Here is a 13277-nt window from a genome sequence, read left to right on the forward strand (position 1 = left end):
CCGAGTTGATGAGTCTCTTGTGATGTAGAACATCCTGCAATAATAAAAATAAGCAATACACTGAAAAACACCAGGGACTTCCAGTTTCTTCTTTTTCCTTCCCCCATCTTTTTCACGCCTTTCAGCTTAACAATTTATCTTTTTATCATTCTTGCAAATCTAGGACCTGCTTCACCTAGCACTGCATATTTACATGTCGTTTTTCACCAATTTTATAAACTATCCCTCAGAATCACTAGTGTAAATAAAAAAACCAGCCTTATAGATCTTATCCTAGGCTGGGGCGTATGTTGTCTGAGCTTTCACCCTGATTATACATCTAATAACCATAAAGGTGATAGCTCAGCAATAAATAATGACAGATTAGATTTGCGTGTTGTTCATTCAGGCATTAATGTTCCTCATACAATTCATTCATAAATTTCCCGGCACTAATGATCCCTTCTTTCGCTTCCTCCAGAAAGGAATGACAGCACAGCCAACCGTGAAACAATGTCTCTTAATGATCTTGCTTGATCTCATAGAGATTTCCATTCTCATTTTTTTCCGCCATTGGACTATATAGAGGTGCCGACAAGCATCGCATTATTCCCTGCAGATATATAGTTTTTTGTATTTAGTAAATCAAAATAGACACCTATCAAATCGGCAATAGTAACATGTTCTTGTCCATTATCGGCAATCGGTACAAGTTCTTGTCCTGAGCAAAGGACAAGAACTTGTACCGATAAAATAAAAAAACGGCGCCCAGCACGGATTTCAATAGGACTATGTTCTTGTCTTCTGACACTTGTACACATGTCGGATGACAAGAATATGTACCGATGAATGACAAGAATATGTACCGTTCCCCCACTTATATCATATAACTAAAAAAGACTGATCTTCAATATTCAATATTTGAAGATCAATCTTTTTTTAACTTTGCATTTCTTTTTGAATTTTCCTTGCATAAATCATTGGCATTTCTGAATAATCTAACGGATATGAGCTATGAATAATATAAAAACGGCCATCCAAAAAGAATAGCCGTTTTCACAAAACCTCCGTTTAGTCTGCCCGTTTAAATCCATATGATTCAAGCAAATCTCTTTCCTCTTTTTTTAATACAGGGACTCCCCAAACTAATGAATATTTTGCCCTGGTATTTGCAACGTATCCTATTCGCCCAGATTCAAATTCTTTCTCGATCCACTTTTTCCAATGCCCACTCCCTGAATTTTTAAGACTAGAAACCACCATTACACTATCAAAGGCTTGACCTTTAACTGAATGAATGGTTTTGACTGAAACCTGATTTATATTATCCGGCATATTGTAAACAGTAATGTCTTGTTTGGCAGTACCTCTAGGTGAAATTATCTTAGATATTTCAGTAAAATCTCTTTTTTCACTATCACAAATCGCTAAGTTTTGATATGCCTCTTGTACTATATTTAAGAAGCTATTATTGAAATTCTTGTACCATGTTGAATAATTGATACCATCAAATCTTAGTAAATCAGAAACTGCAGAACACCCATCCAAAAAATCTTTGATAAAGATTCTCCATCTATAAACGGAATCAATCGAACTTGGGCAATTATAATTTTTTTTTGTTTTTGCTCCTCCAAACCACCTATGCATATGCCTACTCGCAAGCTCTAAAGCTAACATTCGTGATTTTGGTGTGTTTTCAATCCAAAGTTGTAGAGCATCTAAGATTAGATGTTTACTTTCTCTATAATTCGTTTCTAAGTCTAGTTTCAAGTTTTGTTGCCTGACTAATATAGTTGAATTATTTAAAGGTATTTCAAATTTCTTAAGAAATTCTATATACTTTTGATTCAAAGCTGCAAGGTCACGATACTCTAAATAACAAACACTTTTTTCACCATATTTATCAATCTCTAAACCACGTATAGGCAATGTTATACCTAATAATTTATTGGATGTACTTACAATTGAATGACAACTCCTAAAATTATCAGTGAGTAAGTACTTTTCAAATACAGATAAATATTGCTTGGTTGTTACTGGATCTGCATCCTTAAATTCATATATTGATTGATTAAGGTCCCCAACAAAATGAAGAAAAGCACCAGCACTCTTTAATTGGTCAAGAATATTAATTTCAATCCATGAGAGATCCTGACATTCATCTACAATAATAAGAGGAAACCTTTTAGCTATGAGTGCAGCTAAATGATCACTCTTCTTTAATACTCTATATGCCATATAATTCATATCTTCGAAGTTGGCAAACCCATCCTCAAAAAAAGTTTGCTTGATTTTCCCTATTTCTTTCTTTATAAATTCAAAACTTAATAGATGTTTATTCCCTCTCTTTTGACGAAAGCTTTGGATAAATTCTTGTACCTCATTTAATTGATAATAATCTTTTAGTGAAATTTTATAGTTCTCCGAATAATGAATTATGATGTCGTTAATTTTATAATCATAATAGATTTGATTTGCGTATACGTCCTGACCTGATGAAGTATAGTTTAAATAAGGAAGTTTATATTTTTTTAACCAGTGATTATCATAAAAAACCAAACTTTTATCAATCAGTCTATAGGAAATATCACCTTCCCTATTTTTATGTTTAGAAAATTTATATCCGTAACTCTGCGCAATAAATCCATGTATGAATCCCGATAAGGTTCCTATATAGTGAGGATACAACGAAGTTAATCCGGAAAAGATTTTCACTCGTTCTTTGATAGTATCAGTCGCCTCATTAGTAAATGTAAGCACCGCAATACCACTATTAGTTGAACTCCATTTCCTGATCTCAAAAGCAGCTTTCATTCCAACAACCTCGGTTTTACCACTCCCTGCACAAGCCTCTAAGAAGATGTTTTCCTTGGCAGGTGCGAGAACATACTTTAGTTGTTGCTCTGTTTTTTCCCTCACTTTACTATCTATAAGTGAAATATAGGAATTCACGGCTTCTTTATTCAAACTCAAAGTATGTATTATTTCTTGCTCCATTTCTTCCTTATTCATATTACACACCACTGTATGACCATATTATTGACTTCTTAATATAATCAGGAATATTAATGATTTTACTTATATTTAAATAAACATCATTAATGTTTGATTTTGTAGCATTAACTTTATCCAGTTGCTCTCTTATTTGTAACTCCAAATAGTCTGTTAATTTCTGTGCGTAGATCCCTTTCCCGACCTCATCAGTATCAATATGCTTAAAAATAAATTCAGCATCCTCTCTTAGCTCATGTTCATTATCGTACTCATTGTTTTTAAAGGATATTGAAGAGCAACGCTGCTTTACTCTCCCCTCAGTGGGCCATAAATCATAAATAACTTTTGCCATTAAATTGGTGTTGTTATTTATCGCTAAATCGTATTCAAATGTCTTTAATGGAGATGAAAATAACCGTCCCCAATCACCCTTATTAATATCATCCATTAGTTGAAGTGCACTATTAGCTCCAGCAGGAGATTCACTCGGTAACGGAAATATATCTTGGAGTTTAGTTAAAGGCTCATTATCTTTATCTGTTTTCAATTTACCATTTTCATCATACACAAGCAGTTTTAGTTTTGGTGGATCATTATCCGTAATTCCTGAACACAATATAGGTAAATGTACGTCACCTGTGCTCTCATCACAATTCGAAAAGAACTTCATGAAATGTTTAAAGTTGATTCCATTGATATTTATCGTAGACACGCCAGCTTCCTCAAGGGATGTTGGTAGTACTGTATCAAAATTATCGAGAGCTTTTTTATTATATTCAGCTAGTACTATCTTTGCTAATGTTGGTATCAGCATAGCCTCACTAATGCCCTCCACAAGAATTATACCTTTTGAAAACAGCAGTGCAGATTTTGTTACATCTAGCCATCTATTAATATAGGTTTTGCTTTCTCCCAGATCAATTTCCCTTAATGGAATCGCAACTATCTTCTCATCTTTCTGTGATATATGAATTAAATTATTTATATCTATTGAGGAAGCAAGCACTGGAGAATGTGTTGTAATAACGACCTGCAGGTTTTCCAAGTCTCGTGTTATGTCTTCTAAATACTTTATAAACTTGACTTGAAGCTGAGGGTGCAAATGAGCCTCTGGTTCCTCAATTAATAATACAGTCATCATATTATTGTCTTTTAATAGCTCAAGTTCTGCAAATACAGTAGCTATATATAATAAGTTATTGTATCCCAAGCTATTTATAGATATATCCCTAAATTTCTCGGAGTCATTTTGATTGATACCTGGAAAGAAGACCATCTTTATACTTTCCACAATTTTGTTGAATGATGAATCTGCAAATTGAAGATTTATACTTTGGCCAAGCCGTTGCCCCAATGTTTCCTCAAGCTTGGTATTAATATTAGTTTTCGCTTTTTCAATTTCATTGTATTTATTCTCAGCATTACTCGTAATTTGAGAATTAAATTCAGTTACGCTTCTCACAAGGGAATCTTTATTATCCCCATACTGTTTTTTTAGCAACTGGGCTAATCTCGATTTTTTTCCATTAACCAATTTTTCCTCAGCATCCCGAAGAGGTGGGAGGTAGATACAATCAATACAATCAAAAGTCTCGTCTTCAAAAATGCTTGATTTGGAAGCCCCGCCCCAAACTTCTTTTTTATAATATCCTTTTCTGTTAGGATTCGAGTTAATTTCTAAATGTAGTTGTGCATTATAGTCTGCGTCACACCAACTTAAAAATGTAACCTGTTCATTAGAACTTAACGATTTAAGTATAAGATCTATTCTAATTTCCGGAGCAGTATATTGCTTGTCCAAGGATATATAGAAGTCATCTTCATCGACATTCATGTATGAAAACTCGTTCTCTCGTAGAATAAGTCTAAGAGCATTAACAATTGTTGTTTTACCCGAGCCGTTTTCTCCAACAAGCACGTTGAGTCCTTTGTTTAGCCTTATTTCAGATCTTTCTTTGGTATTCTTATATCCTGAAACATACAGCTTAGATATATGCACTTAAGTCCCACCCTTCTGTTTGCCACATACAAGTTCCTATTATTAACATTATACGACAAAAAAAGAGAATTGCCCTCTTGATTAGAGCAATAAAATTAACATTAAAGAAACGAGTAAACTGGATCAAGTAAAGAATAGCTCTTACAATTGCAGATTTAAACATAAATGGAGAAATAGATGCTGACAAAACCATTAATATGGGAAATGGAGCGTGTTACCAAAATTATTAGGGGGCTAATGGAGTACCCATCCGGTGGAGGAGAATCTGAATGCTTTCATAGCAATTTACATCCAGTTTCTCAAAAATATGAGGTTAATTTCGTTTGAATCAATATTATTTTAGGAATTTTGCTAATTTGAAAATATTTCATTTACTATATCCTGCTCTAACTTATCTGCATACTTCTTTTTAATTCCAGCAATTCGAATAACTTCCCAAGATTGCACAACTGCTCTTTCCTTTATTGATTATCACTTTTCTTATTCTTCTTTTTTGAAATTGTTCTAAGGACTCTACTACTTCGTCTAATGCCTCCTTTGTTCTTGGCAGCTTATCTATAGCCCTTATAAGGAGAGCCTGAATCCTAAGACGTCTTGCGGTTTCAGTATTGGTCACACATTTTAAAACTATATCATTGATAATCAAATCAGCAATCGAACGAACATTTCGGGCAATTTCTACATCACGCTGCTCCCAATCAATTCTTAATTTCAACTGATTATTTGTAAAGCAGTAAACGTCAGTGCATTTTGTGTTTCTAAAAGAACGATGAGTAGTATTCTGGAGCAGGGATTGGACAGTCGTAAAAAAAATGTATTTGGAAAATGAAGCTGCGTATACATGGCTGATGAAATATGATAGATGTCAGAAGAAAATAAAGTATTAGACTAGGAAAATAAAGTTGTAGACTTAGAAAATAAAGTATTAGACTAGCAACTGGTGCCCGTTGGTTAAGCTAACGGGCAGGATAAGGAATTTTTGAAAGGTTATTGATATAATAGAAAGGTGGGAGATTTTTGATAGAAACAAAACGTCTTATAATTAGAGAAATGGTACAGTTCGATTATGATGCATTGTGCGGAATATTGTGTGATGAGGAAGTAATGCGTGCTGCTTATGAAAGTGCATTCAACTTAGAAGAAGCACAAAATTGGCTTAACAGACATCTTAAAAGATATGAAGAATATGGTTTTGGACTTTGGGCTGTTGTATTAAAAGAAACAAACGAAATGATTGGTCAATGTGGCTTGACAATGCAAGGCTGGAGAGAAAAAGAAATTTTGGAAATAGGATTTTTGTTTCAAAAAGCGTATTGGCACAAAGGTCACGCAACAGAAGCGGCAATTGCTTGCAAGGAATACGCTTTCTCAGTTCTTAATGCAAATAGGGTTTATTCTATTATTAGGGACACAAATATAGCCTCTCAAAAAGTTGCTGTTCGAAACGGTATGAATATTATTGATAAAGATACTAAGAATTTTAGGAATATAGATATGGAATTTTTTCTGTATTCTGTAGAGCGAACAAAATGAGCAGGTGAAATTGAAAAAGGTTTCCATGATGAACCCATATACTGTTTGAAATTGAGCTAACGGAGAACGTTCAATAACAAAAAATAACCTCGAACTCTATTTTGAATTACAATTGAATGACACTGATCATATTTCCGTTATTATCAGTAAGATCAAAACGTTTAGGTTCACCGTTCCTTACCTCTGAAACGGCTACTCCATTTTTCTCGAGTCTAGCCCTCACTTCTTCTACATCCTTCACAACAAAATTGAATGGAGTGTATTTATTAATTGGGGGATTTGTCGTTTATGACGCGGAGGGAATGGTTGTGAACTTTTCAAAGGCAACGAGCAATCATTCAGTAGTACTGCCTAAAGGTGGGATGATCGTTTTTGGTGGTGCTAAGGGGGATGTATTAAAAATTAATTTGCAGAATAAATAAACTTGTAGCACATAAAGCTTATTCCATATTGGCGATGAGGCCTCTCACAACGTTTTGAAGAGGGGTAAGAATCTTATCGCGTTTACACTGGTATAGACACAGTGTGGTTGCAAAATCAGAACAGCCCGGTCACCAAATGATCGGGCTGTTTTGATATAGATAAATGTGTTTTCCTGTTCTTGAGATACGATGGTCTCCAGCACCTTTGCCCTTGTCACCAACTTGTTCAAGTCTGACTTCCTGTATTAAGGCGTATTACCTCCTGTAACATATTCATTTTGGATGCCGATATTACCGATCAATACCGTGCCCTTTTTCGTTTTATCAAATACAAAACCGATTTTGCTCAATTGCTCAGGTTGGAAATTCGGGTTGGCCCTTTTTAAATCGGCAAGGTGGAACGCAAAGTTTTGGAACACCGGCTCCTTCGTCGGTTGCAAAGTCGTGAAAGGCCATTTTATGATGTTGCCTTCGAACATCGGTAGTAAATAAGCTTCGCTGCTAAGAGGGAGGGACGCCACGTTGCCTTCTTTGTCCTCCACATTAATGGTCAAATCTACGAGGACATCCTTGTCACGATTTGCTTTCTCGTCATTCCAGTCAGCCATCGAAAAAACGATGGAGCTCGTTTCTCGTATATCGAGACTGTCATTTGGCAAAACAACCGTGTAAGAGGGAACGCCAGGTGTCGCAGTACTGTCCCACCCCAGACGCACTGCACTGTACAAGTCGGGGGCAAATTTCATCTCCACTTTTTCCTCTTTCCACTGCTTCAGATGCTCCCCGTTCAGCCTTCCTCCAGCCAATGTCGACGTACTCAGATCGATGTCTTCGTCAAAGCTACTAATGAGCTTTGTATTCGAGTCCATATAGTTGCTGATATACATGGTGTCCGGCAGCCACTCTCGGGCATAACCAATATCCTGGAACATGGACCGATATTCTCCTTTCCCTTTCAATGTCGTATCTAGGAAGGACGATATGAGCACCTTAGCTGCTTGTAGCTGCTCCTCCTGCGGTATCAGTTGAGCGGTGTTGAACAGTTTATTGCCAAGCCCTACATTGTCGTTTCTTCCCCAGACGGTGTTGAATTGGCCGTGATTCGCACCATAAATGTATACCGATGCTTTAAAATAATCACTACCGTTTGAAAAGCCGATCCGACTGTATTGGCTCGCGCCGGAATATGTGCTGACGTCCATGTCGTGTGCGCCTTGCAAAGTCAAATAGTTCAAATCCTTTAACGGAGTCAGGTGTCCCGCAGGCTTGTATTGCCCGTCAGTACCCGCAATCGAAATGATGGAACGGATACCAAAGTTGTAGTCGAATTTGATGTTGCCGTTTTCCGGGGAGGCCGGCAGTTTGTTATATGCCGCTGCGACCGTTACCGCCTCACCGCCGCGAGAGTGGCCGATCAGAGCGATCTGGCTCATGTCCGCTTTACCGAAAAACGGATTATCCTTCGTCTTATTCCACTCGTTCCACACTTTCAGATGCTCCAACATCAACCATCCCCGGGCCGGGTTTTCTTTCTCCAACAGGTTGAGTGTAAACAAATCATCGTAAAGGGATGTATTGAGAAAATTTTCGTCTATGGATACAAAAATATACCCGCGACTCGCCAACAGCTTACCCAAATATTCATATCCCGGGTCCGAATAATCGGTTGAGTTGGCGTTGCCATGAACGGTGACGATTAACGGAAACGGTCCTTCGCCATCAGGATACCAGACCAATCCATTCAGCGGCATTTGATCCGGTCCGAAACCAAACGTATTTGTACGATTAGATGACCACTTTTCCACAAAAGCCGATCCGTTCACCTGTTTTGTCACGAGCGACCCATTCTGGTTAAATTCCTTCCGATAACTGTTTGCGCTACCGTAAGTTAACGTTTTGACCTTATACGGTCCTTGTTCAGCTGGATTCGCCGCCGCCGTTGGGTAGCGGTCCGCAGTTTTCATCGCTGTTAAGCGGTACGGCTTCGCCAAATCCGCATTGCCGTTGTTCAGCAGCCAATACCCGCCAATGCCAATGGATCCTAGCGTAACTGCCGCCAAAACCCCAGCAGTTACTTTCGAAATAAGCTTTGCCTCTCGGTATCTACCGGTTATCAATCGGGATAAGAGGGCTCCTAGTATAGAAAATACGACAATTATCAACAATGGGACGATAAACATCAACTGTATCGGCCCGATGAAGCTAATGAACAGCAAAAAAAACGAAGCGAGAGCAATCCAAACATAACGCGAAGGCATTCGCTTGGCAACATGAAGCACTCCTGCAATTGCGCCGGTTACGAGCACAATCACAAGCAAGATCACTAACGTTCCGATCAGATATTCGCCCAAACTGCGCGTTCCCAAAACGAAATATCCTTGGATGAAATACAAGCATAATGCGATGATGAGCAATACGATGGAGGCCCCTTTCCATCTTGGGGCAAGTGGACTAATTTTTTCCATTTGTTCATTAACCGTGGGGTTCGCCCCGTCGGCTTCAATTCTATTCTTGACATGTAACGACCTCTTTCCCATAGAGCTTGTTCAAAATGTACCGCATAAGGTATAGAAAAATAAGCTAGTTTCAAGATGCAACCGTTCATGATGGACCATTCATATATTCGAGGTAGATACTAGAAACCCTCTTCTTCTACATAGTTTTACAATTTCAAACAGATCCATGTTTAAGCTGAATTAAGATTGTTCTTATTACAAGTAGGGTTGCGTGGAAACATTAGGAAATAATATATTGGGAGGAAGAGCAATGATAAAACCCAAAAGACTTAAGTCTGGTTCGAAAATAGCGATAATTTCACTTTCTAATGGTCTACCTTATCTGTTCCCAGATATCTACGAGCTTGGTATAAAAAATCTTTAAGACAACTTGGGATTAGAAGTTATTGAGATGCCAACCGCAAGAATGTCTCCAGATGATTTATACAAAAATCCACAAATTCGTGCAGATGATATAAATAAATGTTTCGAGTATGAGAGTATAGATGACATCATCACTTCAATTGGTGGGTATGAATCGGTTAGAATACTACCGTTTTTGGATACAAAGACAATCCAAAAAAAACCCGAATTTATCATGGGTTTTTCAGACGCGACTACTTTTATAACTTACTTAAACCAATGGGTATGGTAACTTTTTACGGACCTTCTGTTATGGCAGGTTTAGCCCAAATAAAAAGCCTTCCAACCGAATATACTGAACATTTAGAAGCGATTTTATTTCAAGGTCGTTTCCCTTATACATATTCTCCATTTGAGAAATGGACCAATGGATATAAAGATTGGAGCAAATTAGATACGCTAGGTGAGTGTCAACAGTTTTATAATAATGAGACTGGATAGACGTTTTTACCACCGAGCTAGGATATTTGTGGGGTGGATGTATCGAAGTATTAGAATTTATGAAATCAACTATCTATTGGGCTTTAAACTGCCCGTTAGCTCAACGAGGCTGCCGTTTCTTACCGGCAGCCTCGTTCTGATGATTGTTCAACTATAGTTCTCCGTTAGTTTAATAAACTACGCTGCTCAATAATGAATTTTCATTTCCTACATGGGCATCTACACAATCATATAGTCATTAACCTACATATTTGTAGGCATAGGGTATTCGACTTATGATAAGGGGATGTTTAATTTGTACAAACAAATTCAAAAGCATTCGTATGGTAACTATACTCATTTAAGAAAAATTTCTTTGCTTGATATGAAACAAGGCGATGTAAATGGGGACGGAATAATTGATAACGTGTATTTATATGGAAATAAATCCAATGGAATCTTTGCAGATAATATTACGCTTATTATTCAAGATGGACATTCTAATCAAAGTACAACGGTAAATCTTCAAAACAATGCGGGATATAGTGCTAGGCTATTCCTTGGGGATTTTTCTAAGGATAATGTACAGGACATTTTAGTAAGTATTGATTCTGGAGGAAGCGGCGGATATGGTATTTTTTATATTTATTCCTTCAAGAATAACATTCTACATGAAATGTTTGATGTTGAAAAATATAATAAAGAGTATAAGTTCAATGTAAATTATGAAGATTTTTACAAAGTGAGCGTAGGAAGTCCTCATCTTGACGTGTTGTTTACAATAGACATTAGTAATAAAGGCTATGACTACTTATCACAATATTACAACGAAAATGGTAAACTTAAGCAACCAATCAAAGGTGAGGTTCTTGCTTTAGGTGCATTATATCCCATAGTTACAAACGAAAAAAGTATGGGTTATGATTTACTTGCTATTCAACGTATTATTGGTACTTCTAACTCCGATACAATAGGGTATGTCGAAAACCTAATGACTTGGAATGGCACTCAATTTACATCCTTAAGATTGTCTGTAGCTATACTTGGTACGAGGTTAATCAGCCTTTACTGATCATTTCTGTAATGGTATTCAGAGAGGCATTAGCCGCTCACATTCGTCCAATCCATCAAATTCATTCCTATGTATCAATAGACTTTTTCCTTAAACTAAACTGCCCGTTAGTTGAATAAAGGCAGCTGATCGCGTTGACTGACCGGCTGCCTAATCGTATTTGAGCTAACGTTTTCCGTTAGGTTAACCGCTTTTTGCTTACTATTGGGAACAACCCTAGATTTTATTTGAACAAGATTGAGGTATCACGAGAATCAAAAAAGTACAAACGGACGTTGATGCTAACTAAATATTAGGACTCCAAATATAATAGTCAGTACCACAATAGCTGTCAATGAGGCTACTTTTGCATAACGAATTGCCCCCTCAGATAGTTCAGGTTCTTCTTTATACATCCATCGTTTCCCCCATAATAAACTATCCTCAGGACAAAAATATGTCCATATTAATACTCCATACATAGGAATCATAAAAATAAAACACACAAAAATTCCAGCTATCTTTTCCACTACATCACGCTCCCTCTACCATACCCCAATAATGGATTGGACAATTCTTATGGCCTCCAATAAGTAGGATTTCGTCTTATTTAAATATACTATATATTGGAACCATCCTGCCCGTTCAATGAAAAAAGCAGGATACCGTAGCTCCTGCTCATCAATTTGTATTATTCAACTATCGTGTCCCGTTAGCGCAACACCCTATAAAGCATAAGAACTTTGTTAGTGTTTTAAGGTAAGGCGGGTTCCGATGAGCTGCGTACTTTATTTTCTTTAATTACGGACTTCTCTAGTTTGTTAAACCTACTTGATTGATTTTATAAAAAACCATTTTGCCTTCAACTAAGGATTTACAAAGTTCAATCAGACTTGGTATATGTTCACGTATCCATATATGCATTTCTTCTCTACTTACCCGAAATGCGTAGAGTCCGCATATTTCCAAAAACATCAAGTCTTCTAATTGTGCAATGTCTATCTTTCTGGAAATTATATTTGTGTAGCCGGAAAGCAGATCATCCCGTAATTCACTTTTAGTAAATAGGGCAGCAGAAGCCACATCCATTGCGTAATATCCAAATCCCGATAATCCAAAGTCAATGAATGAAATTCCCCTTGATGTGCTGATTAAGTTGCTATAGTGAATGTCGGCATGGATGAATCCCCATATTTCAGAATTTTTGCTCAACCCTTTCATACGATCGGTTAGCAGCGAAAATGTATTTTCAAGAATTTTAAATTCCTCGGTGGTGATAATACCGATTTTTTCGCCTGATCGAAATTTGGTCAATATGTTATTAATCCACTCTATCTCATAATGGGGTCTTATAAAACTTGAACCATGTTTAAAACTCCTCGAAAACTGATGTAAATACGCAATACGCTTCCCCAAGGTACTAACCATTTCCTCATTAGTGAAATCTATCTTGGACATGGTTTCCCCTGCAATCCATCTCAAGACGGAACAATATACTTCTTCGCTTTCAATGACAACTTTACTTAAAATAAATTATATCACTGATTTCAAAACCTTTTTCGTCAACCTGATTGTGCCCGTTGTTTCATTAAGCTAACCTGCCCGTTCGATAACACAATTAGAAGATGAATTAGCAATCCTCTCAGCCAGTGTGCTTTTACCTGATCCTCCGCAACCATCAATGCCAATCAGCAACGTGGAACTTTTTCTTGGATGGTTTCTATCCAGTCACTCCGCTCATCAAGGTTTTCTTTCAACAAGTCGTAAATCTTGATAATGTTAGTCAGTCATATTCCCCCCCTTCTGACAAGGATATCCTCGCCTTAATTTCATAAATGCAGGGAAATGAAGGATTTTCCTTGAAATGTTTTATCTGTGCAGCTGAGAGAAATGATTGTGCATCAAATGGAGAATAACAGCCTGGAGTTTTAAATCGCATCGCGTGAGGAGATCGGGTGATA

The 13277-nt window shown here is 37.1% G+C and carries 13 protein-coding genes; 4 read left to right on the forward strand and 9 right to left on the reverse strand.

Annotated features, from left to right (window positions below; translation table 11 throughout):
- Positions 1 to 557: 557 nt before the first annotated feature.
- The 4 genes from PAENI_RS32415 to PAENI_RS30050 form a co-directional block, all read right to left on the reverse strand.
- The gene (locus PAENI_RS32415; protein WP_223179035.1) at positions 558 to 812 is read right to left on the reverse strand and encodes a hypothetical protein; all 255 of its coding nucleotides are present in this window, start codon (positions 810 to 812) and stop codon (positions 558 to 560) included.
- A 238-nt stretch (positions 813 to 1050) separates the two neighbouring features.
- Entirely contained in the window at positions 1051 to 2991 is a 1941-nt protein-coding gene (locus PAENI_RS30040; RefSeq protein WP_149647776.1) for an ATP-dependent helicase, read from the reverse strand.
- 1 nt (position 2992) lies between these two features.
- Positions 2993 to 4972 carry an ATP-dependent nuclease gene (locus tag PAENI_RS30045; protein WP_149647777.1) on the reverse strand — a complete coding sequence of 660 codons (1980 nt, stop codon included), beginning with the start codon at positions 4970 to 4972 and terminating at the stop codon, positions 2993 to 2995.
- A 409-nt stretch (positions 4973 to 5381) separates the two neighbouring features.
- Positions 5382 to 5687 (reverse strand): TnsD family Tn7-like transposition protein, encoded by a 306-nt coding sequence (locus PAENI_RS30050; protein WP_188114745.1) that lies wholly within the window; start codon positions 5685 to 5687, stop codon positions 5382 to 5384.
- A 302-nt stretch (positions 5688 to 5989) separates the two neighbouring features.
- Here PAENI_RS30050 and PAENI_RS30055 point away from each other — a divergent pair, with 302 nt between their 5' ends.
- Positions 5990 to 6505, forward strand: coding sequence for a GNAT family N-acetyltransferase (locus PAENI_RS30055; RefSeq protein WP_149647778.1), 516 nt, complete (start codon positions 5990 to 5992; stop codon positions 6503 to 6505).
- Between the two features lie 106 nt (positions 6506 to 6611).
- On the opposite strand, the gene PAENI_RS32835 is transcribed toward PAENI_RS30055, so the two are convergent.
- The 3 genes from PAENI_RS32835 to PAENI_RS30070 form a co-directional block, all read right to left on the reverse strand.
- Positions 6612 to 6746: a VOC family protein gene (locus tag PAENI_RS32835; protein ID WP_262495784.1), complete on the reverse strand. Its 135-nt coding sequence runs from the start codon at positions 6744 to 6746 to the stop codon at positions 6612 to 6614.
- A gap of 225 nt (positions 6747 to 6971) precedes the next feature.
- The gene (locus PAENI_RS30065) at positions 6972 to 7157 is read right to left on the reverse strand and encodes a hypothetical protein (protein WP_143759563.1); all 186 of its coding nucleotides are present in this window, start codon (positions 7155 to 7157) and stop codon (positions 6972 to 6974) included.
- Positions 7158 to 7172: 15 nt separating this feature from the next.
- Complete coding sequence (locus PAENI_RS30070; protein WP_149647780.1) at positions 7173 to 9392, reverse strand: alpha/beta hydrolase; 2220 nt, start codon at positions 9390 to 9392, stop codon at positions 7173 to 7175.
- Between the two features lie 442 nt (positions 9393 to 9834).
- Between PAENI_RS30070 and PAENI_RS32840 the strand changes: the two genes are divergently transcribed.
- The 3 genes from PAENI_RS32840 (at position 9835) to PAENI_RS30080 (ending at position 11337) form a co-directional block, all read left to right on the forward strand.
- Entirely contained in the window at positions 9835 to 10077 is a 243-nt protein-coding gene (locus tag PAENI_RS32840; RefSeq protein WP_262495777.1) for an LD-carboxypeptidase, read from the forward strand.
- Positions 10065 to 10286 (forward strand): hypothetical protein, encoded by a 222-nt coding sequence (locus PAENI_RS32845; RefSeq protein ID WP_262495778.1) that lies wholly within the window; start codon positions 10065 to 10067, stop codon positions 10284 to 10286. Before PAENI_RS32840 ends, PAENI_RS32845 begins: the two co-directional genes overlap by 13 nt.
- A gap of 295 nt (positions 10287 to 10581) precedes the next feature.
- Positions 10582 to 11337, forward strand: coding sequence for a VCBS repeat-containing protein (locus PAENI_RS30080; RefSeq protein ID WP_149647781.1), 756 nt, complete (start codon positions 10582 to 10584; stop codon positions 11335 to 11337).
- 281 nt (positions 11338 to 11618) lie between these two features.
- Here PAENI_RS30080 and PAENI_RS30085 read toward each other — a convergent pair whose 3' ends face one another.
- Together PAENI_RS30085 and PAENI_RS30090 are read right to left on the reverse strand one after the other, a co-directional pair.
- Entirely contained in the window at positions 11619 to 11846 is a 228-nt protein-coding gene (locus tag PAENI_RS30085; protein WP_149647782.1) for a hypothetical protein, read from the reverse strand.
- 283 nt (positions 11847 to 12129) lie between these two features.
- Positions 12130 to 12798, reverse strand: coding sequence for a phosphotransferase enzyme family protein (locus PAENI_RS30090; protein WP_223179036.1), 669 nt, complete (start codon positions 12796 to 12798; stop codon positions 12130 to 12132).
- Between the last annotated feature and the right edge of the window lie 479 nt (positions 12799 to 13277).

Source organism: Paenibacillus sp. B2(2019), assembly GCF_008370385.1.
Classification (GTDB): Bacteria; Bacillota; Bacilli; order Paenibacillales; family Paenibacillaceae; genus Paenibacillus_AQ.

What these genes read in the sequence shown, in the direction of transcription:
- PAENI_RS32840 (WP_262495777.1), top strand. Translation starts at nt 9,835, where the DNA reads ATGCCAACCGCAAGAATGTCTCCAGATGATTTATACAAAAATCCACAA.
- PAENI_RS32845 (WP_262495778.1), top strand. Translation starts at nt 10,065, where the DNA reads ATGGGTATGGTAACTTTTTACGGACCTTCTGTTATGGCAGGTTTAGCC.
- PAENI_RS30040 (WP_149647776.1), bottom strand. Translation starts at nt 2,991, where the DNA reads ATGAATAAGGAAGAAATGGAGCAAGAAATAATACATACTTTGAGTTTG.
- PAENI_RS30070 (WP_149647780.1), bottom strand. Translation starts at nt 9,392, where the DNA reads ATGGAAAAAATTAGTCCACTTGCCCCAAGATGGAAAGGGGCCTCCATC.